The following is a 26,585-nucleotide window of genomic DNA, read 5'->3' as shown; positions in this document are numbered from 1 at the left end:
ACGACCCATCATGCGTTCATTGACAAATCTGAAACATCCGCCGCGTTTTTCGCTGTCGTCTCATGTCGACAATCATCTTGTTCTGACGGCGCAGGCGCCATGCCGGATCGAGCTGTTCGTGCTCGCGGAAGACATCATCCGCGTGCTCGTGCTGCCGGACGGCGAGATAAACGGACCGCGCAGTTGGGCCATCGCCCCCGGCATGGACGACGTCGCGCTCGAAGGCCGCGAGCGCCGCGACATGAGCGGCTTCACGCCGCCGCCGTTCGCGGTGTCGGACGACGCCGCGCAGCTCGTGGTGGAAACCGCGCGCATTCGCCTGACCGTCACGCTCGACGGCGGCTTCTGCGCGTGGGACATCCTGCACGAGGGCGTGTGGCAGCGCGTGATGAGCGACCGCAAAACCCAGGCCTACAACTTCGGCTGGTGGGACCAGCGCGTTTATCACTACGTCGAGCGGCGCAAGGACGAGATTTACGTGGGCCTCGGCGAGCGGGCCGGCTCGCTCGACCGCGCGAACCAGAGCTACGAGATGCGCAATATCGACGCGATGGGCTACAGCGCGCGCAGCACTGATCCGCTCTACAAGCACATTCCGTTTTACGTGACGTGGCAGCCGGAGACGTCGACGGGATTCGGGTTGTTCTACGACACGCTCGCCGACTGCCGTTTCGACATGGGCCGCGAGCTCGACAATTATCACGGCCACTACCGGCACTTCGTCGCCGAGCACGGCGATCTCGACTACTACTTCATCGCGTCGCCCGGCACGCCTTTGCACGCCGTGCGCCGCTTCACGTGGATGACCGGCCGGCCCGCGTGGATGCCTAAATGGGGCCTCGGCTATTCGGGCTCGACGATGAGCTACACCGACGCGCCCGACGCGCAGCAACGCATGGGCGAATTCATTGCGCAATGCCGCGAGCACGACGTGCTGTGCGATTCGTTTCATCTGTCGTCGGGCTATACGTCGATCGGCGCGAAGCGCTACGTGTTTAACTGGAATCACGAGAAGTTTCCCGACATCGACGGTTTCGTGCAGAGCTATCTCGACCATGGCGTGCGGCTGTGCGCGAACATCAAACCGTGTCTGCTGCAGGACCATCCGGCATTCGAGGCAGCCGCGCGCGACGGTCTGCTGATCGAATCGCGCGACGGCGATCCGGCGTGGGTGCAGTTCTGGGACGAGGTCGGCGCCTACCTGGATTTCACGAATCCGGACACGATCGACTGGTGGAAGTCGCGCGTGAAAGACAGCCTGCTGAAACACGGCATCGCGGCGACGTGGAACGACAACAACGAATTCGAAATCTGGTCGCCTGACGCAATCGCGCACGGCTTCGGCCACGCGTATCCGGCGCATCAGGCGAAGGTGCTGCAAACGCAACTGATGATGCGCGCGTCGCACGACGCGCAGCGCGAACACGCGCCCGAGCGGCGGCCGTTTCTCGTGTCGCGCGCGGGCGGCGTCGGCATGCATCGTTATGTGCAGACGTGGTCGGGCGACAACTACACGTCGTGGGAAACGCTGCGCTTCAATCTGAAGATGGGCCTCGGCCTCGCGATGTCCGGCGTATCGAACAGCGGCCACGATATCGGCGGCTTCTCGGGCCCCGCGCCGGGTCCGGAGCTGTTCGCGCGTTGGGTCGCGTTCGGCATTTTCCTGCCGCGCTTCAGCATTCATTCGTGGAACGACGACGGCACCGTCAACGAACCGTGGATGCATCCCGAAGTCACGCAGCAGGTCGCCGCGCTGATCAAACTGCGCTATCGCCTGATTCCGTATCTGTACGAGTTGTTGTGGCAATCGCATAGCGCGTACGAACCGGTGCTGCGACCGTTGTTCGCCGAGTTTCCGCACGATCCGCGCTGTCTGGTGGACGGCGACGACATGATGCTCGGCTCGCAGATGCTGGTCGCGCCGGTGGTCGAAGCCGGCCAGACCACGCGCGACGTGTATCTCCCCGACGGCGCGCGCTGGGTGTCGTACTGGAGCGGCGAACGCTTCGACGGCGGCCAGACGGTCACGCTGCCCGCGCCGTTCGAGCAACCGGTGGTGCTGCTGCGCGAAGGCTGTGTGATTCCGCTGAACGTCGCGGAACAGCACTTCGGCCACGCTGCCGACGAGCGCGCGTTTATCGCCGTGCCGCCCGTCGGCGCCGGCATCGCGCGCGGCGGCTGCATCGAGGACGACGGCGAAAGCGAAGCATGGCGCGACGGCGCGCAAGGCCGCTGGCATGTCACGCTAACCGGTGACGCGAACACGCTGCACATGGCGATCGAACGCGAGGGGTGGATGCCGCAAGCGCAGTCGCAAGTCCGCCTGTTTGTGCCGATGAGCGAAGCGCGCGCGATCGTCTGCGCCGCGTCGACCCACGCGACGCTCGTGGCCGATCACACGGCGGACGGTTGGCGCTGCGTGACGATTTCGATCCCGCACTGAGTTCGCACTGAGCACGCATCGAGTCCGCACCGACAACACACAAAACCCAGCCCGCAGAGCAACGAACACAGACCCATCAGGAGACCTGCAAGCCATGAAGTCACTCAAGCACCCGCGCACCCGCGCCCTCGCCCTCTCGTGCCTGCCGATAGCCGGCGCCCTGCTGTCGGCCGGCGCGTCGGCGCAAAGCAGCGTGACGCTGTACGGTGTCGTCGATAATGCGTTCGCCTATTCGAGCAACCAGCGCGGCCACTCGAACTTCTATATGAGCCAGGGCAATCTGCAGGCGAGCAAGTTCGGCCTGCTCGGTTCGGAAGATCTCGGCGCCGGCACCAAGGCGATTTTCCGGCTGGAAAGCGGCTTCAATTCACTGACGGGCGCGCAGAGCAGCGCGGGCTATATGTTCAACCGGCAAGCGTACGTCGGTCTCAGCAACGACCACTACGGGACGGTAACGCTCGGCCGCCAGTACACGCCCTACTTCCAGATGGTCGGCGCACTCGGACCGACCGGCGTGCTGACCGGCGCGACCGGCGCACACCCCGGCGACCTCGACGCGCTCGACACCACACTGCGCCTGAACAACTCGGTCACCTATCTGTCGCCGACACTCGCGGGCCTGCAGTTCAGCGCGCAATACGGACTGGGTGGCGTGCCGGGCAGCGTCGCCAACGGCAGTCAATTCAGCGCGGCGATTCGCTACGACTACCAGCCCTTCGCGGTGGCAGCGGGCTACGTGAAGCTGAAGGACATTGCGACGAGCGGCGCGCTCGGCACCTTCGCCGATAACTCGCCCGTGAATAGCGGCTACGCGACGGCGCGCAGTTCGCAACTGTTCGCCGCAGCGGCACGCTATACGCTCAAAGACCTGATGATCGGGATCAACTACTCGAACGTGCAATACGCGCCGGGCTCGGGTTCACTGTTCACCGGCGAGGCCGTGTTCAACACGTATGGCGTGATTTCGACTTACCGGATCGCGCCGGCGGTGACGATCGGCGCGGGGTATAGCTACACGAGCGCCAGCAAGTCGAACGGCATGAGCGACCCGGCGCGCTATCACCAGATTTCGCTGGAGCAGACGTATAACCTGTCGACGCGCACCACGATCTACGCGCTGGAGGCGTATCAGCACGCGCAGGGCAAGACGCTGATCGCGGCCGGCACCACGGGCACGACGATCACCAATGCGGTGGCGGTGGTGGGCGATTCGCAGAATACGACGCCGTCGTCCGGGCCTTCGCAGTTTGTCGGGATGGTGGGCTTGCGGCACGCGTTCTGAGTCGTGCAAAACTGGCGGCCTGTGGGCTGCCGGGCTGTGTGCGATAGCGCCTGTAGCCCGGCGGCAGGTTGTCCGCGTCTTGCTGATCCGGTGTCCGTTCTACGGGTTACGCTGCCAGGGCGGTATCAGATCCTGAAGGACGAGACTGATTGGCTGATCGCCGCCCGTTCTGCTCACTAAGATCGGAACCGTCAACCTGCGCGGCTGTTGAAGCATGGCTCGTATCGTGAATAAGGTCGCGGCCCCGGCGGGAAGACCGCCCACTTTGACAATGACGTCACCGACCCGGATCCCTGCTTTTGCCGCGGGTCCATTCTCCGTCACATCCATGACCCGAAGCCCTCGTGGTTGAGCGAGACCTAACCACATGCCGCTTCGATCATAAAGATCGGGCGCATCGAATACGGCACTCTTCGACAGCCACATCACGCGACGACCATAATCGAAAGAGACCTTAAATCGCTTCAGGATTCCCATGCCGATGCTCCCTGCACGATCGGCCCGGGTAAAAGCACCGGCCTTCTGAAGCGAGAGGCGCGTGACAGGTGCCGGCACGGCAAGATCGCCGATCGCAAAGCTCGTTGACCGCCCAACCCTCCCGCGGATCGGCCCGCCACCGCCGTAGCCGGTCATGGCTTCGACGGTCGCCCCCATTTGCTGGTCCAGGCGATGCGCCCGCCAGAAGTCACCGAACAGCGTCAGACTGAACCGGTCACCGGTATCGATCTGAAACTTGGCGGCTATACCCGCGACCGAGGCTTTGACGACAGGCATATCGTTCTCGTCCAGAGAAAACGGAATCGGGATCGCATCCGCTGCCGGCCTGAATTGATCCTCGTCCTGAATGGTCAACTGGCCTTGCGCGGCATCCAGCGTCAGGACGCCTTTGTGGAATATTTCCGCCCCGAGCACACCGTCGACATGCTGAAATCCAATGACGCGGTTAAGTGGGGACGTGTCCATCGTCGGGATGTCCAACGCGCCGACTGAGAACGAACCCACGCTCAGATCGTTCAGGTGAACGATCCTGAACGAGAGTTGTTGCTCGCCGGCACCCGTTCCTGTCCCGGCACCCGTGGGGACAAGCTTCAGTTGTGCCGCCAGCGCGGTACTGACGGTCGAACTGGACGATCCCGTATCCAGGATGAAAGAGAACGGGCCTTTTTCATCGACCGTCGCCGCGATGAAGGGGCGGTTATCGACGATCGAAAGCGGAAACACCTGGGTTCGAGGAGCCTGGTAGGCGAATGCAGAACCGGCGACAGCGCCACCTAACCCAAGCAGCGCCAAACGTACGAGACGCATGTTTGCTCTCCCCTGATCGTCACGAAAGCTGACTGCGGATTGGCATCGTAACTGCAACGCACCCATACGTCAGTTTCAACCGGCTGCGGCGCCCGACCCGGATCAGAAGCCGCCAGCCCCGATGCCGCCAGGCCCGACGGTGTAATGACCGATAGTTGCGCCTAAGCCACCGGGACCGACCGAGTAATTGACGCTGTCCCCTTGTCGTGCCGGCGACGCCGCACACGTGTTCTTGCCCATGGGCGACAGGCAAGGATCAGGCTTTCCATTACCGAATGAGTTGGCGATGGCATTGTTCCTGGCGATTGCTTTGGCCGCGAACTGTTCCGTGGCCTTGTTTCGCGCTTCGACGATAGCATTCATTTTTTTCGCCCAGGCGTGCGCCTTGGCCTGATCGTGAGAGGCCAGGATTTCCTGGCTCTCCGGAATCATCTTTTCTATCTGAAGGTCGTACTGGATCACCTCTTTCGGCAACTGGCCCGCGCGCACCGAGGCGCGATCATTGTCGATGACCTTGGCCCAGTCCGCCGTGGTCAGCGGCGCATCGGATCGCGCGCCGACCGTGGCCCGGTTTTGCGGCGGCACCATGCACCCCGCCAATGCGGTCGCGATGAACCAGGCTGCGAGACATCGGCATACTGTCGCTGTCATAGTGCCCTCCCCGTCATCACCGTGGATGACATTCCCAGTCGTTGTAGGTGGCCGGATTGATCGGCGTGAGTCCCGGAATCATGAAAACCGTGCACCTGAAGTGCCGTCCTTTGCCGGTCGTCGCGTCGTACTTCACCTCCTGCCCACCGAGCGCGTTCTTTTGTCCGTACTGGATATTGTCGATCGTGATCTCGTCCGACGAACCCAGCCCCAGCGTCTTCGCGGTCGAGTTCTGGACATGGATCATGTTCATCTGCGTGGTCCCGCAGGCCGACAGGATCAGACCGCTGGCGACGATCCCCACGGCGGTTCTGACTGCTTTGTGAATATCCATTTATTTGTTCCCGTTTCTTATTGATTGGGTCGGCGATCGACCTCACGCCGCGTCGCGATAAAGCGGCTTACGAACCCGGCGTATAGAAGCTCGACTGCAGCAGGTCGCCCACGGTGTCGTCCTTGTAAAGCGCCCAGACGAGCGCCGTCAGGCCCGATGCGTTGACCGCCAGCGCGGGCCAGGTCGCATCCTGCGGCTGTTGACCGAACAGCACAGGCGTGCCCCACGCACCGTTCGCGTAGCGGTTAGCGACGATGTCAGTGGAAGTCGCGGTGCTCGAATCCTGCCAGGCCACCGTCGCATTGCCCGCTGTATCGACGGCGATCTCCGGCTGCCGCGCGTTCAACTGGTATACGTGTGCGGTCAGTTGTTGTGTCAGCCCCCAGGCACCGTTCGCATCAGCCACGCTGGCCTGCAACGTGCCGTCCGGCCGGATCCACGTCACGGCCGCAATGCCTTGGTCGTTGATGGCCAGCTGCGGGGAATAACCGGCATCTGTCGTATCGACGAAGGGCGCCACCGGCTGCGCGGCCTGCCAGCCGGTGCCCGCGACATAGCGCTCGGACATCGTCGTGGTGTGCGCCTTGCTGTCGATATCGACCTCACCCCAGACCAGCGTGATGTTGCCTTTCGCATCCATGCCGGCGGCCGGCGCGAAGACCGACTTGCCTGATGGACTGCCCGGTTCGAGTACCACCGGATTCGCATTGGCCCAGCCGTTGGACGGGTCGTAGGTTGTCGCCCACAACGCCGAATGCGTTTTGTCCGTCTGCCGCCATGCGAGCACCGCATTCCCCGACGAAGTCACCGAGAGATTCAACTCGACATTGTCGATGCCCTCTCCGCTGACGCCGATAACCGCCCCGGGGCCCGTCTGCACAGGCTGCACGATCTGCTCGGGAGACGACCACATACCGCCGACGGTATAGCGGCTCGTGAAGACGGCCGTATCGGCGACACCGGCCTTCTGCTGCCAGGCGACGATCGCGTTGCCCTTGCCGTCGATCCCCGCTGACCAGGCGTAGCTGGTCTCGTCGGGCGAGAGCTCCACCGCCGTGCCCCAGCCAGTCGCCGGATCGTAGGGCCGCGCCCACAGCCCGTACCCAGTGCCCGCAAGGAACTGTTGCCACAGCGCCACCGCATGACCATCGGCGCTGCCGACCAGCAGCGGCGCACTGGTCCCGGGAGCGTTCATGGCGTACGTGCCGTCGGACGTGTCGACGCGTGTCGGTGTCGCCCAGCCGGTGCCGGGGACATAGCGGCTCGACCACATCTCGTTGCCGAGGGAGCCATTCGGGCCGTTCGTCATCCATAGGGCGAGCGCGTTGCCCTGCGCATCGACGGTCACGGAGGGCAAAAATTCAGGACCCTTGCCGTCCACAGCGGCCGCAGCGGACCAACCCGCCTTGACGGTGCTGCCACCACTCGGGTTGGACGGAGTACCCGGCGTCGAGGTCGTGCCGGTCGACCCCGATGCGGGACTGCCCGTCGGGTTGGACACATCGTCGCCGCCACAGGCGGACAACACGAGACAGGTCGCAACCGCAACCGCTGCGATGGATTTCATGGCTATCCCCAGATTAAAAAGGTCATACATCGTGCTGTCGAATCGACACAGCAGCGCACGCACGCCTGCCGCGCCTCTGCTGCGGCAACATTCGACGACGGGTAGGTTGTGCAGGTGATAAAACAATAAGCAATCGGCGGCCCCCATTTAAACAAGCCCACCGGTTATAACAATCCGGCGATGGGTAACTGTTGCCGATTTTATTTTTTGTTAAATCCCACTTTCACAAAAAGAGCATTCCAGATAACTGTTAAATCAACGATGGATAATCAGTTAATGCAGGCCACATCTTAAGTTGGCCGCCGATTGGACGGGGTGCCATGGCGTCTCTATTTTGAGTGGATTTGCGTTGCGCGAGAACAGTATCGTCTATGCCACTCGTATAAACCCCGGTTAATTGATTCAGACCGTTAAATGACAATACAGGCAATTTCTCTTTTAACGTTCGACGCCAGTCGCGACTAACGAACGCCGTGCCAGGAGCTGCAACATGTCCGACCTTTCCCGTTTGAGCATCCGTCGCTTTTCGACGGACTCCGCGCCCGCCGACGAACGTTTCGACGCCTGGGCCGCACACAGTACCTATTGCGATATGGCGACGACCTATCAATCGGCTCTGCCGTTCGACGCCCGCCGCGAACGCGTCTCGATCGGCCCGCTGATTCTGGCCGGAAGGACCTGGCGGCACCCCGATCCGTCCGTCGCGTACGATTCAAAACGTACGCCGGCGCGCATCCGTGCCGATCAACGTGACTTCCATAGTTTCAGTCTGCAGATGAGCGGCACGGCCGTGCTGCGATCCGCCGCGTCGACAACGCTCAAGCGGCCCGGGGATCTGTATCTGCTGGATTTCGCGAGCCCGTTCGAGCGCATCATTACGCCAGGGAGCGAGATTTCCCTGTCCGTGCCCAGGGAATGGCTTCCGGCCGACACCGGGAGGTTGCACGGCTGTTCATTGACGCGGGGCGTCGGATCATTGTTCAGCGACTACCTCACGTCGCTGTACAACACCCTTCCCCAACTCACTCGCCGCGATGTACCGCACATTGTTCAGGCGACCACAGCGCTGCTGAAGGCGAGCCTTCAGCCGGAACTGGACACGCTGGTCGCCGCGCAGACACCGATTCGGGATCTGCTGCTTCATCGCGCCCAGCGCTATATCGATGACCACCTGCTCCAACCCGATCTGACGCCCGAAAAGATCTGCAGGGACGTGGGCCTGTCGCGAGCCATGCTCTATCGACTCTTCGAAAGCACCGGCGGGGTCATGCGCGAAATCCGCCACAGACGGCTGCAGCGGGTCTATCAGGTGTTGTCGTCGCCTGCTTGCCCCACGGAATGCATCCGGGAAATCGCATGGCGTCATGGCTTCACGGACGAAAAATACTTCTACCGGATTTTCAGGGCAGAGTTCGGCCATACGCCGCGCGAGACACTCGAACAGCAACGGCGCGAGACACGGACCACGCCATGTGGGGCGCCCCCGTCGCCCCACATGGACTGAATCTCTCCCTGAATCACGGTGTCAGGTCAGATGGCCTGGAGGACGTGCGCAACCCGGCGACCCGTTGAGAGAGCGTCTGACGAAGGGTACTCGCGGAGAAGGCGAGCAGGCCCCAACGCGTGTTCGCGATCTGCATGCTCCACACCGCCGTAAAGTTATCGCGGCTCCAATAGCCCTTGAAGTTCTCCGGCCCCACACCCATGTCGAGATCGAATCCTTGCTCGAACACCCATTTGACACTCGCCTCCATGGCGATGGTGCCCGGGGCGAACTTGCCGTGCTTCGGATCGAAGCTTCCAATGACGCCGTCGATGCAACGCTTGCCTAGCCCGAGCACGTTGACGGCGACCGCTGCGCCATCGAGAGACACCACCAGCAGGCGCGCGAGGACGTCATCCTGTCGCTGGTTCAACAAGTCGATGAGGAAATCGCGGTAGTCATTCGAGAACAGCCACTCTCCCTTCTTGCCGACACGATCCGCCCACTCGCGCTTGCACGCCAGCATCCAGTCGACCATCTTTTCGTTCTCGGCTGCGTCGTCGGGACCCAGCACACGTATTTCCACCTCGCCCTGTTTCTCAAGACGACGTTGGCGTGCGCCGGGCTTTCTTCCCGAGAGCATGCCGAGCGAAGCGCAATAGGCACCCCAGTCGTTTTCCGAGCGCAACTTTGCGACTGCGGAAAAATGTTGTCTCGCGACCATGACGCGTCGGTGATGCGACGCAAGGCTGTGCAGATCGGAATTTACGCTGAGGTAAGGCAACAGAATGATGTCGGAATCGCAACGTTGATGCGCTGCGCGCCACAACTGCTCGACGACAGCGAATGTCGAAGGCCCATCCTCCACAAGAACGCTCGTGTGATCGGTGGCTTCAGGACTCAGCGGGCGAAGAACGGTCCAGAAAAATTTCCTGTAGCTCACAAGCGGCCATACGGCGACAAGCCGCCCGTTCTCACGCAAAAGGATAATGCGCAGTTTTCTCGCGCGCGGCCTGGCGATGCGTAGCCAGCAAAGCCAGCAAACCGTGAAGGCTTGATGATGGCGGCCGTTTGCTCCCGACCAGAGCGCGTCCCACTCCTCTCGCAACGCGTAGAACTCCGTGGGATTCGTGATTACCTTCAATTGCAGAGTGGCGGCATTCATAAAGGTTCGAGAAATGTTATCCAGATCGATCGGCGTTCAGCAGCGACTGCCGGACACGCCGATCCCCTCGCCACCCGCCAGCCCCTGCCTCGTGCTTGCCTCGGTGACCGCACTCCCTTGCGTCACGAACACGTTGTCGATTGGGATCGACGCACTGTGTTCTAACTCATCCAGACTTCCTCACTCCAACATGCCGCACGCGCACGATATCGTTCGAGCACGCGTTCGAGCGTCGACAAGCGGTCCTCGTCATCGAGGCTCGCAAGACGCCGCTTGCCACGCGCGATCATCTCCTGGCGTAACGCGGGCTGCTCGATCAGCCTGTAGAGCGCGTCCGCCATGCTGTCGGGTCGAGCCAGATCGATCAGGAGTCCCGCGTCGCCGACCTGCTCGCGCAGCGTCTCGAGGTCCGGGTAAAGCACCGGTACGCCCAGGCTGAACGCCTCGAGCGGCGGCAGATTGGTTGGGCCGAAATAGGTGGGCATCACCAACGCGATCGACTGGCGATACAGGTAGGGCACGTCTTCATCCGGAACGAACCCGAGGAAGAACACGCGGTCGCTCAGACCGAGATCGGCGGCGACCGAACGCACATATCGCATATTGCCGAAATCTCTTCCGGTGAAGACAGCGCCTACACGGATGCCGTAGCGAGATTCCAGCATGTGCAGCCCCTTCAACAGAAACACGTGGTTCTTGTGCGACCAGAACTGCGCCGGATAGTAAACGTATTGAAAATCGCGCGGCATGTCGTACTTCGTCCGAACATCGATGAAGTTCTCCGCGTACGCCTCGTCGGAAAGTACGGTGGCGCGCGCAGGCGAGAATGGCATCAAATGCACGCGCTCGCTGTCGACGCAATATCGCCTGACCACATTCTCGCGGCCTGCCCGGGAATCGACAAAGATGCCGCTCGCCTTCTTCAAGGCGGATTCGTAAAGCAATTCGCGGCGTTCGAATTCGTGCCTGATCCGGACTTCGGGAAATTCGACTTCGTCACGATGCGACAGATCCCAAACAGTGAACAGGTAGTTGAATCGGTCGATCTGCAGTGCAAGGTAGGATGGCGTTGTAAAGTACACGATATCCGCGCGCATCAGCGAAAGCAGGCGGTCTACCGAAGTAATCCTGCCCGGTTGCCGCAGCAACGCGCGCGGGCCTCCCAGGTTATAGATCGAACCGAGTCTCGCCGCCAGCCCGCGCAGGCGATGCACTGGAAAGAAGACGGCTTCGATGCCGCTGCGTCGCAAGTCGTCGATATTGGATCGCCGCGTCGCCACGAATTCAACGGCGCAAAGTTCCGAAGGAAGTTTCTTGAGCAGCAACGCAGCGTTCTTGGCCTGCTGATACCCCCCGCCAAAGCCCTGGTCGTAGTCGATGAACGCGACTATACGAATCGATCTTTCCAAGAAACCGTTCAAATTCTTCACTCCGGGCTCCTCATTCTTAATCTCGGCACAACCCTTACCGCGCAAACCGTGATTGCTCGTCCCAGGCCCTTGCCTCCGTCTCCATCGCGGGATCAGCCAGATCGCCGCCTTTCTTTCTATGGCGGAATTCCGTCGCCGACATCGAAAATTGCCTCCTGAACACTTTCGAAAGACGCTCGCCATTGGTCAGTCCGACCCGGCGAGCGATCTTGTCTATGGGCAGGTCGCTTTTGGCCAATAGTTCGCAACTGAGATTGAGGCGCGCTCGCAGAAGATGTTGCGATGGCGTCAGTCCCATCTCACGTTTGAAGAGCCGCAGAAAGTTGCGCTCGCTCATCGCCACCGCCTGCGCCGCGTCGCCTATTGAAATGGGGCGTCCGCAATTTCGCTCGATCCAGCGCGCGGACTCCTGTGCCTTTTCCGCCAGCGTGGTCGCGCCGACCGTGCTGAGCATGGTCGTCAGATGCTGATCATTGGAAGAGGCGAAGCGATCGGCCACCGCGGTCGCGATGTCGTGTCCGAGATCGCGCTTCACGAGCGCGAGCGAGTTGATGAGCGCATCGCCGCGTTCCGTCGACGGCGCGACGTTAGGCGTTTCCGGACTCCAGATAACGCGATCCACTGAAGCCCAGTCACGCCGCGAAATACCCGCCGCCGCGAGAAGCACGTCGCCATTGCCGAGCGGGTTGACTACGCTGCTTTGCGAACATGCGATGGTCAATAACTCGATGAGCCCCTCGTCCGCGGCCGCGCGCATGGCGCCGGTTCCGCCCGCGATATACAGCACGTCGAAGCTTTGAAACCGCTGACCGCCCAGCCGTTCGGTCCACACGCAAACGGATGACGAGCAGGCTATCACGCCACCGCAGGCTGAGACGAGACGGACGCTATACGTCACGTTTCCTCTCAGACTGGAAGACTGAAGTTCGTTGGCAATATGCAGCGCCTCGGCAAGCGTGCCCGCTCCAAGCAGAGAGAAACCGTCGTACAACAGGATGCCGATCAGCTTCACCGCGCGTTCGCCAGGTGGGCGATAGCGGCTGCTGATTGCTGTATCGCCCACGGTCGTCGCGTAAGACATGCTGTCACCTCCCTTTTTCCGGCTTCAGATGCCCTGCCCTGGCAAGCGTTGGAAAACTATTGAAAGCGCATGACTTTGGGAGCTTAGCGTCCGCTTCGACCCATCCTTATGGCAGTGGCGGGCAACACCATGCTTTTGGCCGAGAACGCCATCCCAGGAAAAACTGCCCGGAAGATCTTCTGAACTCGCCGGCGGGAAGAAGAATCACGGCGGCACGCAGTTCGCACCTGGCACCTGGCGTTTCAACCCGGTCGAGATGAATAAGGCCTTCTCATACAGTTGCACGCGCAACAGAGCATCAGACCCGCCAACACCTTGCCGAAATCAGTCATGCGCGTAGCCCTGAACTGCTCGACGGCTACGCTCGGACATGAACGCGCACCGTTGGCATGGCTGCATTCGAAGAAACACCAGCTAGCTCGCGGCACGCGCGGATTTCGGCACCGCGACACGACGAAACATGGAGTCGCTCTATGAGCTTCGGCACGAAATACTCGCGGTATTACGACGTTTTCTATCGTGATAAGAACTACAAAGCTGAAGTGGCGTTTGTCACCGAGTTGCTCGGCCGGTACGGAATAGTCGGGGGTCACCTGATGGATCTCGGCTGCGGCGCGGGACGCCACGCCGAGGAATTCGCAGCCGCGGGGTTCTGTGTTTCCGGCGTTGACCTGAGCGCCGATTTGCTTGCGCGAGCGGACGCCAGGCGCACCACGCTGTCCGGCGCCGTGGCGAAGCGACTGAGGTTCCAGCAAGGCGACGCGCGGACAGTCCGTACGGATGAGCTCTACGACGCGGTGGTCTCGCTGTTGCATGCCGCCAGCTATCAAACGACCAACGCCGACTTCATGGCCATGTGTCACACCGCGGCGACGCACCTGCCACGTTCCGGACTATTCCTGTTTGATTGCTGGTATGGCCCCGCAGTCCTCGCGAATCCGCCCAACATCCGCGTTAAACGCGCCTCCCACGAAGAGGCCGATCTGATACGAATCGCGGAGCCCTCGATGCGTCCTCACGACAATACTGTCGCGGTCAATTACACCACCCTGCTGACGGACTGGAAAACGCAATGCGTCGAGACCGTTCTGGAGACGCATGTCATGCGCTATATGTTCCGGCCCGAAGTCGAACTGATGCTGGACCTCAGCGGGTTCGAGGTTCTGGACAGCGTGAAGTGGATGGGCGGCGAGTTGAGTGCCGGCGACCTGTCGGCAACGTTCGTCGCGAGAAAGCGGTGATGCCTCGCCTCGCGTGCCCGCGCGAGCAGCCGCCGCCCCTTGAAAAGCCGCGGCGATGATGATTCGCCTGTCGCGGCTGATGCGACGCAGGAATGCGCAGATCATTGCGCATTAACAGCCTGCAGTTACGGTATGGTCAGATACGGCCGTAGCAGTCGTCGAGACGCACGATATCGTCCTCGCCGAGATAAGTGCCCGACTGAACCTCGATGATTTCGAGTTCCACCTTGCCCGGATTTTCCAGCCGATGTCGCTCGCCAACCGGAATGAACGTCGACTCATTCTCTGATAGAAGAAACTGCTCTTCACCCCGTGTGACGAGTGCCGTGCCGCGCACGACGACCCAGTGCTCCGCGCGATGATGATGCATTTGCAACGACAGGCGCGCGCCGGGCGCCACCATGATCCGCTTCACCTGGAAGCGCTCGCCGTGTTCAATCGAATCGTAATAGCCCCACGGACGGTGCACCTTGCGATGCATCTCGGCTTCGGGCGCGTGCTGTTCGCGAATACGCGCAACCAGTCGGCCAATGTCCTGTGCGTGCGATCGCTCGACGACGAGCACTGCATCGTCGGTGTCGACGACAACGACGTCGGACGTGCCGACGCAGGCGACCAGTCGCCCGCCCTCCGCTCGTGCATAGCTCGACGTCGCCCCTTCGAAAACAACGCGCCCGCTCGCGACGTTGCCGAGTCCGTCCTTCTCATTCGCCTCCCACACCGCGTTCCACGAGCCGAGATCCGACCACCCCGCCACCAGCGGCACGACCACACCCTTGCAAGGCGAGTCGGCTTTGCCGATGTGCCCCATCACCACATCGTCGATGGAATCGGAGGGCACGCGGCCGAACTGGATCGGGCAAGGACGAATGAGGTTGCCGTCCGCCGTTCCTTCCCTGAGCGCCGCGGCGCACCTCGCCTGCATGTCACCGCCGAGACGCTCGAGCGCATCAAGCCACACGCGCGCCCGCACGATGAAGATGCCGCTGTTCCACCAGTAGGTGTTCGACTCGACGTATTGCGCGGCGAGTTCCGCCGTGGGATGTTCAACGAACCGATCGATCGAATAAGCGCCATTCGCAAGCGCCTCGCCGATGCGGATATAACCGATGCCGGTATCGGGCCGCGTGGGCGGAACGCCGAGTGTCACGATCATCCCGCTGTCGGCGTGTTCCGCGGCAACCGCTATGGCCCGATGTAGCGCGCCACGGTCCGGGATGGAATGACACGCCGGCATCGCCACCAGGATCGCATCTTCATCGTCACTGATGGCCGCAAGCGCGGCGAGCGTGAGTGCCGGCGCGGTATCGCGGCGAGCAGGCTCGACGATGATCTTCGCCGCGACGCCGCACAGTCGCGCCTGCTCATCCGTCGTGAAACGATGTGCCTCGCCGCACACGATCGTCGGCTGGTCCTCGACGTCGAAGTCGAAGTCGCCTGCGAATCCCGCCATCCGCGCGACAGTCGCCTGTAACAGCGAGTCATGTTCCAGCACACCGACCAACTGCGGCGGAAACTGCTCGCGCGACAACGGCCAAAGGAGTGTGCCTGACCCGCCTGGGAGAATAACCGGAACAATCCGACGGCAGGACAAGGCAACCGGGACCTCCTCGCTCGCTACGGCCATTGCGCCTTCATAACTCACTACGTTTTGCATGACTGCACTCCGTGATCTCGTGTCGCATCTCATCGTTATCGCCGCGTGCCTTGAATGTAGATGGCATTCAGGTTGGACGACCTGCCTGACCGAATGTGGCAAGACATTGGCGCGAACGGCATCGCGACGTTTTGCAAATCGTTGCGCTCAATAACGCCATCGCCGACCTGTCTTCGGGACAGTCGCCACGTCCTCATGCTGAGCTCGTGCCTCGCTCGCCCGGTGCAACGGTGTGAGCGAATATGCGCTTTCTGAACAGGCTAAGGTAGAAGGTGTAGGACACGACGCTGGCTATCACGGTCGACCACACCACCCATGCGACTTCACCGAAGGTGGAAACCAGCCATAGCTTGAGTGAAAGTGCGATCACGCAGAACGGCACGACGACGACCAGTTGCGATCTCAGTTCTCCGACGCCATTGAGGAACATCGCGAAGGAATTGCCCAGCGCATCGGAAACCGACAGGACCGCGATCGCACAAAGAAGCGCGAATGGAACATTGAGACGATTTCCAACCCATTCCTTCAGCAACCACGGCGACGCTGCCAGTATCAACCCACTGGTCACGATCGCGATCGAGCCGGCACCCAGCATGGAAAACTTCAACGTCATGGATATGAAGCCCCGGTCGTCGCGTGCTTTTGCATCGGCATAGAGGCCCCATAGCGGGACCGTGAGCATCGCAATGCCTACGGTCAGGAATTGGAACAGACGTTGCGCTACCGCCAGTTTCGCGACCTCCGACGCGCCGAGAAACTTTGAAACGATAACGGCATCGAAGCCGCTTGCGCACATGACGCCAATCTGTAAGACAAAGAACAGCGTCCCCATGCGCAGTAGCGTTTTCGAATCGCGCCACATCGTCCCCGGCTCCGCGCGTAACCGGGTTCTGAACAGCCCTCGTCGATTGAGCCGAAGCACCAGGCACAAGCCTATGCCGACCTGCACGCCGTACGTGCTGCACACGAGCCACGGAATCGACACCTGATGTGCCGAACCCCAATACAAAAGCGGCAGAGAGATCAGATACCCGATGGAGTTCACAATATGAGGCTCCCACGCTCGCTGAAGACCGTGGAAAGCCCGCTTGACTCCTCCCAGGGGAATGTTCAGGCACGAAAGACCAAGGAAGATCGTCACGGCCAGGAGCGTCTCGTTGGCGGCGCCTTCGGAAGGGTAGTTGATGAGGGTTCTCAAGTTGACGAAGTGCAGTCCCGCGAACAGGCAGACTGCCGCTAAGGTACCGACCGACACCAGCAGCCACACGCCATGCGTGATCAACTCGCGGATGCGACGGACGTCGTCGTTCGCCCGTGCCGTCGCAACCAGGTTGACCAGCCCGTTGCCAATTCCAAAGTCCAGCATCGATAGCGTGACGGCGAGACTCGAGATCGTCATCCAGACACCGAAGCGTTGCTGGCCGAGGTACGGAAGCGTCCAGGATACCGACGCAATCAGGACGAAGAAAGCCAGACCCGAGCTAAAGACGTTGCAAAAAGTGGTGAGCGCAGCGCGTCGGTAACGGTCCCGGTCCCGTCCCTCGGACTTGCCGACGCCGAATGGCAGCATGCCGAAAAGACGCGATGACATGCCGAAAAGTGCACGGCGCGGAGCGGCCGGTCGTTGCATCATCGCCTAGAGAAACCTGGCCAGCAGGTTGCGCACCGCGGCGACCGCGTGGTCCTGCTGCGCTTCGGAAAGCGCAAGACCACTCGGCAGATAGAACCCCCGGCGGCTCATGCGCTCGGCAATCGGAAAACGTTCTCCGTCGAATAACGCCTGCTTGAGAAAAACCGGTTGCTCGTGCATAGGCCAGAAGAAAGGCCGCGTACTGACACCAGCCTCCGCCAGGAGGGAGCGCGCCTCGTCGGCGCCAATGGGCAAGCTGTCTTCGAGTATCAGGCCGAAAACCCAATAGACATTGTCGGCATAAGACTGCGTGAGCGGCGCCAGTTCGATTCCCCGGACGCTGTGCAAAAGGGATTCATAGCGCCGTCCCAACTCGCGCTTTCGCGCAATGTGCGCATCGAGCTTCTCGAATTGCGCCAACCCGACTGCGGCCTGGAGGTTGCTCATTCGATAATTCCACCCGAGCTCTTCATGGACGAATCGCCTTTCCGGCTTGAAACACAGGTTTCGCAAACCTCTCATGCGTGCGGCCAGCGCGTCGTCATCGCAGACGATCATGCCCCCTTCGCCCGTCGTGATGTGTTTGTTGGCGTAGAAGCTGAAGCACGAGACGTCGCCGAAACTGCCGCATCTCGCGCCGTTGTATGTCTGGCCGATCGCCTGAGCGGCATCTTCGATAACAGTGAGGCCGTATTTCTTCGCGATATCTAACAGGGGCGCCATGTCCACTGGCAGACCGAATGTGTGCACCGCCATGATCGCGCGCGTCCGACTCGTGACGGCGTCCTCGATTTTCGTCACGTCCATATTCCATGTATCCGGACTGGAGTCGACCAGCCTCAATCGGGCACCGGTGCGAACGATGGCCGATGCACAGGAAATGATTGTGTGCGTGGGAATGATGACTTCGTCGTCGGGGCCGAGCTTCAGACCCGCGGCCGCCACGTCCAACGCCGCGCTGCCGTTGGCGACGGCAATCGCGTGTTTGCGGCCGACGTAATCCGCCATGGCCTGTTCGAAACGTTCGACGAATGCGCCGTCCGACGAGATCCACCCGCTCTCGATGCACTCGTTCAGGTAGATTTTTTCATTCCCGTCGAGCAGCGGTTCATTCACAGGAATCATAGCGCGCCCTTCTTGATTTCAAGCTCGGCGCCTCGGCCATTGGTCGCTTCGCTGCACCGGCTCAGTCCAGCGGGCGTGAAGCGCACCTTATCGTGCTCACCGAAATAGGGGCCCTGTTTGACTTCGATAAACGAAGCGTCCTCCAGCATCTCGAACCCGTGGCCGCCCGATGCCAGCAGGATGACATCGCCCGCGTATAGCACATGGCTCGACAGGTAGTCCCGATCAGCCGTGTAGAGCTTCACCAGGATGCTTCCACGTTTGACGAAAAGCACCTCTTGCGTGCACTCGACGCGCCGCGCCAACTTATTGTGAAGATGCGCCTCGATCAATTTTCCGGCGGGATGTTCGATGTACGCGACCTGCTGAGGGAACTCCTTCGGTGTAAGAAAATTCACGCCGCTTCTAGAGAACGAATCCCGGATGATCAGGGCCAGCATCTCGCCTGCAAACGAGATCACCTCCAATTCCGATTCCTGGACGACTTCTGCGTTACCCGCTAACGATAGAGCTTCCATTTTTATCCCCGAAGAGAGCCAATCGCATGCGCCCGGCACACCGGACATTCCGGGAGAGAGGCGGCGTACGGCAGAAGATGGCCCGCGGACCTCTTTCACGCGTCCACAAAGAATAGGATCGATTCGACGGTCACACGACGGGATGGCCGAATATGGCATGAGGTTGGCTGATGCGGCTTTCAACTGGCCACGTCACGACCGGACCACCTTCACATCCTGCAGGACGGCCGCACGGAGGCGCCCGTGCGTCGCGCCAATATCTTGGCAGCGTCCGCCATGAACGTCGAATGAGTCGTAGGCATGACTAAGCTGGAAAACCGCACGCGTCTTCGCTCCTTTTCTGTTTAGCCCTGGTGGCAGCCCACCTTCCGACCGACGCTTCTCTATCGACTATTGAGCACTGTCATGAAAGAAAGCTCCCGAATCTTTGTTGCCGGGCATCGAGGCATGGTCGGCTCGGCCCTGTTACGGCGCCTTTCCAGTTGTGGATATCACCACGTAATCACAGCATCGAGACAGTCTCTGGACCTGCTGGACCAGCGCGCCGTGATGGCGTTCTTTGCCCGTGAGAATATCGACGTCGTCCTGCTGGCCGCCGCCAAGGTGGGGGGAATTCACGCCAACTCGACGCTGCCGGCCTCGTTTCTCTACGAGAACCTCGTCATCGAAACTAATGTAATTCATGCCGCATTCAAGAGCGGCGTGCAGAAGTTGGTCTTCTTCGGTTCATCGTGCATCTACCCAAAGTTTTGCCCTCAACCGATCAAAGAGGAATACCTGCTCACGAGCGGTTTCGAACAAACCAACGAAGCCTATGCCATCTCAAAGATCGCAGGCCTCAAGCTTTGTGAAACGTATAACCAGCAGTACGGAACCCGCTTCATATCCGTCATGCCCACAAATCTCTATGGCCCGAACGACAACTATGATCTGCAAGGCGGCCATGTGCTCGCCGCCCTCATCCGCAAGGCCCACGAGGCAAAGCTGAACGGACTCGAATCGATGTCCGTATGGGGTTCTGGATCGCCGAGACGGGAATTCCTTCATGTCGACGATCTGGCATCCGCGGTACTCGCCCTGTTGAATATCGACCCGTCGGAAGACGTATTTAATGTCGGATATGGAAAGGACATAGCGATTGCTGACCTTGCCCGATTGGTTTGCGATGTCGTCGGCTTTTCCCGACCACTGAAATTCGACTTGTCGAAACCCGATGGGACGCCGAGAAAGTTGCTCGACGTATCGAAGCTGGCCGATCTGGGCTGGTCGCCCACGATTTCCTTGAGAGACGGTATCGCCGCAACTTACGCCGACTTCGAGAAAAACCTGCAGCATACGGGGTTTGCCAGTGCCTGACAGATTCACACAGTGCCCGGAATGCCGACTCGAGGCTAGCGGCGCTGGTAGTCCGTAATCTCCCAATAAGTGATCGAGGACGGCTCCGCGATCACACTCGGAAGATGCAACGCGCCGTTGACCACCTTCGCTATTCCCTGTTCCGCGGATTGCAGTTCCGCCTTGACGCCCCGAGCACCGGGCTGCCGACTGCGGTAAACGTTGCTATGAATACGGTCGATCACATACCGGACGAAATTGACCCGATCACTTCGCGAATGCCAGGGGCGCACGGTCACGCTGAGCCGGGTAGGGGTAGCTTCGTCGACGGATCGACTGAAATCCCACTGCTGGTTGACCACCATGACGGTGACGCGCGACCCTGAACTGCTTGCAAGAACAGTCGTAGCATCATCCCCCCCTGACGCGGCCCATCGCCGGTCCCCCATTCGCCTGAAGAGCCGAGCCACGTTGTACAACGCTTTCGGGGTTTGGCCGTCCGCCAGCAGAAAGGCGGGCCACGAAAGATTGTCTCGCGTGCCGTCTTCCGTAAGGTGATCGCGCAGTATGAGCGCTATCCCCTCATCGACTCCATCACCCGCCATTTCAATGACGAATCTGGCGGCCCAGGCCGCGCCGGCTTCGTCTGCGTTGGTCGCCCCGCAAGGGCTGTCACCGGTATCGGAGCATGCACCCCATTCGGTCACATAGAGCGGAACACGCGCAAGACCACTTTCCTTCAGCAGACGTCTGTAATGGGCCAATCCGTCCGCCAGGCTCGGATAGGGGCTGTTCGGCGGCGCGCCCCGCAACGCCTGCTGATCGCCATAAAGATGCACGGAGAAAAAATCCAGCCGAAGTCGTCGTCGCGCGACGTCCGCGATGAACTGGCGAGCCCATTCGAGTTCGCCGTAGTGAAGCGTGAACGGTGTCAACGCCGGGCCGCCCAGCCTGATATGTGCGTCTGGAAACGCTCGGGTGAGCCGATCGGCGGCCTTCGCCCATGTCTCGTAGAGCGCCAGATACGCGTCGTACATTTCCGGCGCCCCGCTCGCATGCGCGCCTTCCAGGAGCCACGCCGCGCCATTCGTGTCGGGTTCGTTCGCCACTTCAAAATCCGCGTTCGACAAGCCCTGGTCCTCGACAACGAACTTCATCAACGCGAACGCATAGTCCTCGTACGCCCGCCGGTCGGCAATGCCGTAATCGGCGAGCTTCCCTCGTATCGCAAGGCGGTCCTGCATTCTCTGGCCGACCACGATGTGTGGGATCAACCTGTATCGTCTGCAGTCAGCCAGCGCTGGTAACAGCAAGCTGAAGTCGAACGAAAGCGTGCCGTCGGCCCTCACCGAGCGCACAGCTCTATTGCTCTCCACGTTGATCAACCGGACACCGCGAAGTCCAATGAGTTTTAGTTTCTCCGATGTTATTCGCGGGATGGGGTACTCCCACGATGCGGATTGAAAGTAACTGCGCATGCGCCCCATTTCGTCCTGCCGCAAGGCGTCGAATGGTCTGGATACGTCGACATCGATTGATTTCTGCGCGAGATTCGGATTGTCGGTTGCAACGCCGGGCGTTGCAAACACGACACCGATCACGATGATCCACGCTTCTATTGCGTATCGAACGCGATTCGACCCGCTTCCAATCACAACAAGGTTCCGGCCGTGGCAGCGTCATCTCTTTGAACGACCCGGTCATAAAGCCGCAGATTCGCCTGTGCGAACGTCTTCCAGTCATATTTCTGAAGCACGGGATGGCGCGTACAGAACTCGCGGTAGGCGTCGTCGACAGACTCGATTGCGTCGACAAGTTCGACGGGCGAGTTGCTATCGAAATATCTGAAGCCGGCCCCGTACACCTCGGTCAGAACACTTGAGCGCGCCAGCAGGACAGGTTTGTCGAACCTTAGGGCCTCGAGTGGCGTCAGCGCAAAGCCTTCGAACAAGGACGGACACACATAAACCTTGCACTTCTGATAGAGATACGCGAGCGTTGCATCATTGATTGTGCCGACGATGTGCACCGGCGCATCCAGACGCTTGATCAATTCTGCGCACTCGTCAAAGTAGTCTGACTGCGCCGGTGAACCTGCGAGAACGACTTGCATTCCTTTCAACCGGGCGGCGGTCTCGATAAGGAGCTTCTGATTCTTAAGTCTGTAGAAACTCGACACATAAAGAATGAACGGCGTTCGCCCGATTTCCGCCACAGCGGGCGATACTTCCGACTCCTGGTCGGACAGGGTCGACACGCCGCAACCCACGACGGTCAAGGGCAATGTGGAACCGACGTATTGTTCCAGTTCGCTTCCCGTTGTTCTCGTCGTCACGGCGACCTGCCTCGATGACACAGCGGAGCGCCGGATAATCCAGTTCGTTAGCTTTGTCGCAACGGCCCCTCGTCCATGCATGCGCCTCGGCAGCATGAATGTCGTCGACGTATGAAAGAACAACAGTTGGGGTTTCAACGGGAAAACGGTCCCCAGCGTCGCGGGACAATGGATCAGGTCGCAGCGATGCTTCAGCGCGAAGAAGTTCGTGGCCACTTGTTCCAGTAACACCCTGATAGGCGTACTAAGCTTCGGAAAAATGATGAAATGTATAAGGCCATTTTTTTCGAGTTCGTGGTCGGGATCGACGTTTTGCAGCGCGGGACGCTGTATCAGCACATATAGTTTGACATCTCGCCCTCCACCGCCGTCGCCCTCGTTCAAGGCCCGAAGGTATTCCCGGATGACCGTCGTATAGCCGGCAGGCCGCTTACCCAATACGAGTGCATTGAAGAGAATTTTCATCATTGCTTCCTAAGAAGATTGAGTCAATCACGTCATGCCAGTCGTGAGAGAACATTCGCCTTCTGTTCCTCGCGTTGTCGGCAAGTCCTTGTTTCACGTCCGGTGTCCCCAGTCGATCTATCGCGTGCACGGCACCCACGACATCGTTCTGCGTGAAATAGAGCGCGGCATCCCCGCAAACCTCCCTCGAGAAGTCGAAGTCCGTCGTGATGATCGGAACGAGTGCGTTGATCGCTTCAACATAGGGAAAACCGAAGCTCTCCGAATACGTCGGGAAGAAAAGTCCATCGAACATCGAATACAGCGAACCGATCACCCGATGATCGATATATCCAAGATTGCAGATCGACGTGTCGAGACCGGCCGCCTCGACCTGTTTGAGAAAGTCGCAGTCGTGTTCGAGCGTGACGAAAAATCGGACGGACAGGCCGCGATCCTTGAGCGCCTTCGCAAGCGGCACCAGAAGCTGGTGGTTCTTGTTCCAGTGAAATTTCGCCGGAAAGAAAAGATTGAGCGACGGCGGCTCACTGCGCGCCAGTTCGCGCGCGACTTTCTCCCGCGCCTGCTGCACGTCCGCCGCCGAAGCCTCCGAGCGGACAGGCACCATGGTGATGATGGAGATGTTCTCGGGAACGACCGGGTATCGACTTGCCAGTCGCTCCTTGATGCAGCCTAATTGAACGACATAGCGCGCGCGTAAAAGCGTGGTGGCACGAAACAGGGCACGCTCGAGCAGGAACCGGAGAGACGCTCCTTCGAAACGTTCCGTCGGACCGTCCTCGAGATAGTGCGGGTTATGTTGCAATACGATCTGTTTGCGACCGAGGACAAAAAGCGAGGCGAAGTTCGCCGTCATGAATAAGGTGTCGACTTTCCGCCTGCTGCAAACGTAGGGAACGTACAGATGATCGAAGAACAGCTTGGTGACGAATCTCAAACGCTTCGTGGGATAATTGACGAACGCGTACTCTACATTTTCCGCTTGCAGGCTCGACGCCCGCACCCGTTCCTCGAACCCTACTCCGGACGGCAGCAACAGAATCCAGTGATAGTGCCTGCACTGTGGACTCGAAATTCCGTCCAGTAGGCCAAGCCCCACCATCTTGGGTCCGCCTTGAAACAGGCTCGTCATATTGACGAGAATGATCCGCTCGGTATTCATGCGTGATCAGCTCCGTGCGACAGGAATGCGACACTCATGGATCATGGACCGGCAGCGCTCCTGCTGACCAAGCGGTATGCCGCCACACCACGCTCGCATTCAGTCTGACCGCCATCGTTCGCAACAGGATTGCCGATTTATCCGGCGCCTCTATTTCATGACACCCCTTCCCGAACCCTTCTCACGCGCCATTTCAAATGCGCGAGGAAACGTTCCACACGCGCGGCGACTTTTAGCCGGCCGCCCGATTCAACCTTTGCGCGATACGTTTCGAGGAATACGCCGACGTCACGTCGGCTGACACCACCCGCCGCCAATCGAACGGTGACCTGAGGAATAAAGGCCGCCGGCAGCGCATTGCGCGCACGCAACAGCAAGTCGTAGTCGCCGCATATCCGGTATCGGGTATCGAATACCCCGTACTGGGTGAACAGGTCACGATGATGCAAGGCACCCACATGGACGATATCCATTTTTCTCGAGAAGGCGGGCCACGACCACGCGTTGCCTACGACGCGTGTCTTGCCCGACTCGGGAACCAGTTCGGCTAGCGACGAAATGAACAACAGAGGTGGATCAGGATGATCCCGGATGAACCTGATGTAGTTCTCGAACGCGTCCTCAAGGAGTAAATCGTCCGCGCCTAGAAAGCAGATCCAGTCTCCATGAGCTAGTCGCAGTCCTTTGTTCCACGCGTCGTAAATGCCCTCATCGGGTTCGCTTATGGCCGTCGACACGATGTCGCTCATGTCGCGTATCACGTCCAGCGTGCCGTCGACGGAGCCGCCATCGACAACGAGAAGTTCCACGTTGCGGTACGACTGGGCGGCAACGCTCTCGATCGAGCGGCGTAGAACGTCCGCGCTATTCAAGGTCGCAATGACGATTGTGATGAGCGGGTTATCGCGTGTCTGATTCATCAGCGACGCACCTCTGAAGGTAACATGTGCGGAAACTGACGCTGCGTGACGCGAGCGACATGCTTCACGGAGGCTGACGCCACGATGCCGAGCAATACATAAAGCAGCGGATCGAAGTACTGGCCAGCCCGTAAGAAATACATGAGGAATACGGTTAGCAGGGACACGCCAAAGCAGAGTTGAAGCAGCGGAACAGGGTCTGACATACCGCCTTCCAGCCGTTCCAGGCGTGCGAGAGCCGCGGTCCTTGCTGCCAGCACCACGCTGAGAAAGAGCCCGGTGAGACTCACTAGTCCAATCCATCCGGTCTCCGATAGCAGCCTTGCCCCGAGACCCGCGGCGTCGACGGAATTAAGGCCGTACAGGTTCGGATGGCGATAGACGACTTCGGGCACGTAGATTTCGTACGCAAACGCGTGAGATCCAAGTCCACCACCCAGCAAAGGGCTCGCGTGCATGTTGTCGATGGCGACCTTGAGGTTCCAGCTAACGGCCAGCATGCTGATTTCCTCGGTGTCGATCGTTTTTTCGACTGAATCCGGGTTCCACAGCAAACTAATAGAAGCGATCTTTGCAGTAAACGGCGGCCCTGCGAATACGACGAACAGGAACATCGTCATCCCTGCGATCGCTACCATGGAGACGCCGATCAGAAGCGCTTTTGCACGAACCCGTCGCGTAAATGGAACCAGCAGAACGAGTGTCATACAGACCTGTATCAGTCCGAGGAGCGAAATCGCCACGGCGTATGCCGCAACGATCGATAAAGCAGCCCACAAGGGGATGATGCTCTTGAGTACGTTCTTGAAACGGATGCCCAGACACCCGCTTCGCACGAGCGCGAGGCTCAACGCGAAGCCGAGATAACGCGTAAAGTGCGCAGGCTCCGTCGCCCAGGCGCTCGCTCGAAAGAGCGGCCCTATCATTCCCCCACCTCTCCATATCTCGCCGCCCGCGATATCGTCGAGAAAACCGAATGTCAGGAACGTTTGGAACGGCGTGGTGTTCCAGACGATGAACTGCGCGATCGCGACAACCGCGAATAGTCCAAACGAAATCGCGGCGCATCTCGCCAGGGATACCAACACCTCGGGACGGCGCGACAATTCCATCGATACGAAAGCTGCCAGCATCAGCGCCGTTAGAATCCCGGCGAATTGAACCAGTCCCTTTGAAAGAGATTGAGCGCCGAACGGGCTTGCGATCATGCCTTCGACAACGCTTATAACGAAAACAAACAGGAACACATTGGTCGACAGGTCGAACGCCGGAATCCAGTGGCCGGTATGGAGTACTTTAATCGTCCCTGCTACGACGACCAGAACCATCAGCAACTGCGTCACATTCACATAGGCGCCACCGTCCGTGAATCTTCCGATGGTGTACATCGGAATACTCATGACGAGGAGTCTGATCAGTGTGAGCATGTCGGATTCCGATCCCAGGGATAGTCTGG

21 protein-coding genes are annotated in these 26,585 nt (G+C 60.0%); 5 read left to right on the top strand and 16 right to left on the bottom strand.

From position 1 onward, the window contains the following. The first annotated feature begins 10 nt into the window (after positions 1-10). Both HWY05_RS23820 and HWY05_RS23815 read left to right on the top strand, forming a co-directional pair. Positions 11-2,443 carry a glycoside hydrolase family 31 protein gene (locus HWY05_RS23820; protein ID WP_176059838.1) on the top strand — a complete coding sequence of 811 codons (2,433 nt, stop codon included), beginning with the start codon at positions 11-13 and terminating at the stop codon, positions 2,441-2,443. Positions 2,444-2,537: 94 nt separating this feature from the next. Next, positions 2,538-3,725 (top strand): porin, encoded by a 1,188-nt coding sequence (locus HWY05_RS23815; protein ID WP_176059837.1) that lies wholly within the window; start codon positions 2,538-2,540, stop codon positions 3,723-3,725. A gap of 99 nt (positions 3,726-3,824) precedes the next feature. On the opposite strand, the gene HWY05_RS23810 is transcribed toward HWY05_RS23815, so the two are convergent. The 4 genes from HWY05_RS23810 to HWY05_RS23795 all read right to left on the bottom strand — a co-directional run bounded on the left by HWY05_RS23810 (position 3,825) and on the right by HWY05_RS23795 (position 7,582). Continuing rightward, positions 3,825-5,030: a PDZ domain-containing protein gene (locus HWY05_RS23810; RefSeq protein WP_176059836.1), complete on the bottom strand. Its 1,206-nt coding sequence runs from the start codon at positions 5,028-5,030 to the stop codon at positions 3,825-3,827. Between the two features lie 102 nt (positions 5,031-5,132). Further along, the gene (locus tag HWY05_RS23805; RefSeq protein WP_176059835.1) at positions 5,133-5,618 is read right to left on the bottom strand and encodes a hypothetical protein; all 486 of its coding nucleotides are present in this window, start codon (positions 5,616-5,618) and stop codon (positions 5,133-5,135) included. A 79-nt stretch (positions 5,619-5,697) separates the two neighbouring features. Next, on the bottom strand, positions 5,698-6,015 hold the full coding sequence (locus HWY05_RS23800; protein ID WP_176059834.1) for a hypothetical protein: 318 nt from the start codon (positions 6,013-6,015) through the stop codon (positions 5,698-5,700). A gap of 67 nt (positions 6,016-6,082) precedes the next feature. Beyond that, complete coding sequence (locus tag HWY05_RS23795) at positions 6,083-7,582, bottom strand: hypothetical protein (protein WP_176059833.1); 1,500 nt, start codon at positions 7,580-7,582, stop codon at positions 6,083-6,085. Positions 7,583-8,072: 490 nt separating this feature from the next. Between HWY05_RS23795 and HWY05_RS23790 the strand changes: the two genes are divergently transcribed. After that, positions 8,073-9,086 carry a helix-turn-helix domain-containing protein gene (locus HWY05_RS23790; RefSeq protein WP_176059832.1) on the top strand — a complete coding sequence of 338 codons (1,014 nt, stop codon included), beginning with the start codon at positions 8,073-8,075 and terminating at the stop codon, positions 9,084-9,086. 13 nt (positions 9,087-9,099) lie between these two features. Here HWY05_RS23790 and HWY05_RS23785 read toward each other — a convergent pair whose 3' ends face one another. The 3 genes from HWY05_RS23785 to HWY05_RS23775 form a co-directional block, all read right to left on the bottom strand. Beyond that, positions 9,100-10,230, bottom strand: coding sequence for a GNAT family N-acetyltransferase (locus HWY05_RS23785; RefSeq protein WP_035549079.1), 1,131 nt, complete (start codon positions 10,228-10,230; stop codon positions 9,100-9,102). A 161-nt stretch (positions 10,231-10,391) separates the two neighbouring features. Next, positions 10,392-11,660, bottom strand: coding sequence for a glycosyltransferase family 1 protein (locus HWY05_RS23780; protein ID WP_231584830.1), 1,269 nt, complete (start codon positions 11,658-11,660; stop codon positions 10,392-10,394). A gap of 34 nt (positions 11,661-11,694) precedes the next feature. Next, a complete protein-coding gene (locus HWY05_RS23775) occupies positions 11,695-12,672 on the bottom strand; it encodes a helix-turn-helix domain-containing protein (protein ID WP_231584831.1) in 978 nt (325 codons plus the stop codon). 542 nt (positions 12,673-13,214) lie between these two features. Here HWY05_RS23775 and HWY05_RS23770 point away from each other — a divergent pair. Next, positions 13,215-13,982, top strand: coding sequence for a class I SAM-dependent methyltransferase (locus tag HWY05_RS23770; protein WP_035546275.1), 768 nt, complete (start codon positions 13,215-13,217; stop codon positions 13,980-13,982). A gap of 136 nt (positions 13,983-14,118) precedes the next feature. On the opposite strand, the gene HWY05_RS23765 is transcribed toward HWY05_RS23770, so the two are convergent. The 4 genes from HWY05_RS23765 to HWY05_RS23750 form a co-directional block, all read right to left on the bottom strand. Beyond that, a complete protein-coding gene (locus HWY05_RS23765; protein ID WP_051980452.1) occupies positions 14,119-15,609 on the bottom strand; it encodes a mannose-1-phosphate guanylyltransferase/mannose-6-phosphate isomerase in 1,491 nt (496 codons plus the stop codon). Positions 15,610-15,832: 223 nt separating this feature from the next. Then, the gene (locus HWY05_RS23760; protein WP_231584832.1) at positions 15,833-17,272 is read right to left on the bottom strand and encodes an MATE family efflux transporter; all 1,440 of its coding nucleotides are present in this window, start codon (positions 17,270-17,272) and stop codon (positions 15,833-15,835) included. Positions 17,273-17,275: 3 nt separating this feature from the next. Next, on the bottom strand, positions 17,276-18,394 hold the full coding sequence (locus tag HWY05_RS23755) for a DegT/DnrJ/EryC1/StrS family aminotransferase (RefSeq protein ID WP_176059831.1): 1,119 nt from the start codon (positions 18,392-18,394) through the stop codon (positions 17,276-17,278). Continuing rightward, positions 18,391-18,912, bottom strand: coding sequence for a hypothetical protein (locus tag HWY05_RS23750; protein ID WP_035546282.1), 522 nt, complete (start codon positions 18,910-18,912; stop codon positions 18,391-18,393). Before HWY05_RS23750 ends, HWY05_RS23755 begins: the two co-directional genes overlap by 4 nt. A 405-nt stretch (positions 18,913-19,317) precedes the next feature. Here HWY05_RS23750 and HWY05_RS23745 point away from each other — a divergent pair, with 405 nt between their 5' ends. Beyond that, positions 19,318-20,268: a GDP-L-fucose synthase gene (locus tag HWY05_RS23745; protein ID WP_035546284.1), complete on the top strand. Its 951-nt coding sequence runs from the start codon at positions 19,318-19,320 to the stop codon at positions 20,266-20,268. A 35-nt stretch (positions 20,269-20,303) separates the two neighbouring features. Here HWY05_RS23745 and HWY05_RS23740 read toward each other — a convergent pair whose 3' ends face one another. The 5 genes from HWY05_RS23740 to HWY05_RS23720 form a co-directional block, all read right to left on the bottom strand. Beyond that, positions 20,304-21,848: a hypothetical protein gene (locus tag HWY05_RS23740; RefSeq protein WP_176059830.1), complete on the bottom strand. Its 1,545-nt coding sequence runs from the start codon at positions 21,846-21,848 to the stop codon at positions 20,304-20,306. 50 nt (positions 21,849-21,898) lie between these two features. Then, positions 21,899-23,050: a glycosyltransferase gene (locus tag HWY05_RS23735; RefSeq protein ID WP_176059829.1), complete on the bottom strand. Its 1,152-nt coding sequence runs from the start codon at positions 23,048-23,050 to the stop codon at positions 21,899-21,901. Further along, positions 23,013-24,209: a glycosyltransferase gene (locus HWY05_RS23730; RefSeq protein ID WP_035546287.1), complete on the bottom strand. Its 1,197-nt coding sequence runs from the start codon at positions 24,207-24,209 to the stop codon at positions 23,013-23,015. The genes HWY05_RS23735 and HWY05_RS23730 overlap by 38 nt, the downstream gene beginning before the upstream one ends. Before the next feature lie 155 nt (positions 24,210-24,364). Continuing rightward, the gene (locus tag HWY05_RS23725; protein ID WP_176059828.1) at positions 24,365-25,129 is read right to left on the bottom strand and encodes a glycosyltransferase family 2 protein; all 765 of its coding nucleotides are present in this window, start codon (positions 25,127-25,129) and stop codon (positions 24,365-24,367) included. Further along, positions 25,129-26,556: a hypothetical protein gene (locus HWY05_RS23720; protein ID WP_176059827.1), complete on the bottom strand. Its 1,428-nt coding sequence runs from the start codon at positions 26,554-26,556 to the stop codon at positions 25,129-25,131. Before HWY05_RS23720 ends, HWY05_RS23725 begins: the two co-directional genes overlap by 1 nt. Positions 26,557-26,585: the final 29 nt, after the last annotated feature.

The sequence above is a fragment of the Paraburkholderia sp. BCC1876 genome (assembly GCF_902833695.1).
Lineage (GTDB): Bacteria > Pseudomonadota > Gammaproteobacteria > Burkholderiales > Burkholderiaceae > Paraburkholderia.
The sequence above is the reverse complement of the archived record's forward strand: the minus strand, read 5'-3'. Positions and strand labels throughout refer to the sequence as shown.

Excerpts from the sequence above, each read along its gene's own strand:
- HWY05_RS23820 (WP_176059838.1), top strand. The coding sequence starts at position 11 with ATGCGTTCATTGACAAATCTGAAACATCCGCCGCGTTTTTCGCTGTCG.
- HWY05_RS23815 (WP_176059837.1), top strand. The coding sequence starts at position 2,538 with ATGAAGTCACTCAAGCACCCGCGCACCCGCGCCCTCGCCCTCTCGTGC.
- HWY05_RS23810 (WP_176059836.1), bottom strand. The coding sequence starts at position 5,030 with ATGCGTCTCGTACGTTTGGCGCTGCTTGGGTTAGGTGGCGCTGTCGCC.
- HWY05_RS23805 (WP_176059835.1), bottom strand. The coding sequence starts at position 5,618 with ATGGTGCCGCCGCAAAACCGGGCCACGGTCGGCGCGCGATCCGATGCG.
- HWY05_RS23800 (WP_176059834.1), bottom strand. The coding sequence starts at position 6,015 with ATGGATATTCACAAAGCAGTCAGAACCGCCGTGGGGATCGTCGCCAGC.
- HWY05_RS23795 (WP_176059833.1), bottom strand. The coding sequence starts at position 7,582 with ATGAAATCCATCGCAGCGGTTGCGGTTGCGACCTGTCTCGTGTTGTCC.
- HWY05_RS23790 (WP_176059832.1), top strand. The coding sequence starts at position 8,073 with ATGTCCGACCTTTCCCGTTTGAGCATCCGTCGCTTTTCGACGGACTCC.
- HWY05_RS23785 (WP_035549079.1), bottom strand. The coding sequence starts at position 10,230 with ATGAATGCCGCCACTCTGCAATTGAAGGTAATCACGAATCCCACGGAG.
- HWY05_RS23770 (WP_035546275.1), top strand. The coding sequence starts at position 13,215 with ATGAGCTTCGGCACGAAATACTCGCGGTATTACGACGTTTTCTATCGT.
- HWY05_RS23765 (WP_051980452.1), bottom strand. The coding sequence starts at position 15,609 with ATGGCCGTAGCGAGCGAGGAGGTCCCGGTTGCCTTGTCCTGCCGTCGG.
- HWY05_RS23760 (WP_231584832.1), bottom strand. The coding sequence starts at position 17,272 with ATGATGCAACGACCGGCCGCTCCGCGCCGTGCACTTTTCGGCATGTCA.
- HWY05_RS23755 (WP_176059831.1), bottom strand. The coding sequence starts at position 18,394 with ATGATTCCTGTGAATGAACCGCTGCTCGACGGGAATGAAAAAATCTAC.
- HWY05_RS23750 (WP_035546282.1), bottom strand. The coding sequence starts at position 18,912 with ATGGAAGCTCTATCGTTAGCGGGTAACGCAGAAGTCGTCCAGGAATCG.
- HWY05_RS23745 (WP_035546284.1), top strand. The coding sequence starts at position 19,318 with ATGAAAGAAAGCTCCCGAATCTTTGTTGCCGGGCATCGAGGCATGGTC.
- HWY05_RS23735 (WP_176059829.1), bottom strand. The coding sequence starts at position 23,050 with ATGATGAAAATTCTCTTCAATGCACTCGTATTGGGTAAGCGGCCTGCC.
- HWY05_RS23730 (WP_035546287.1), bottom strand. The coding sequence starts at position 24,209 with ATGAATACCGAGCGGATCATTCTCGTCAATATGACGAGCCTGTTTCAA.
- HWY05_RS23725 (WP_176059828.1), bottom strand. The coding sequence starts at position 25,129 with ATGAATCAGACACGCGATAACCCGCTCATCACAATCGTCATTGCGACC.
- HWY05_RS23720 (WP_176059827.1), bottom strand. The coding sequence starts at position 26,556 with ATGCTCACACTGATCAGACTCCTCGTCATGAGTATTCCGATGTACACC.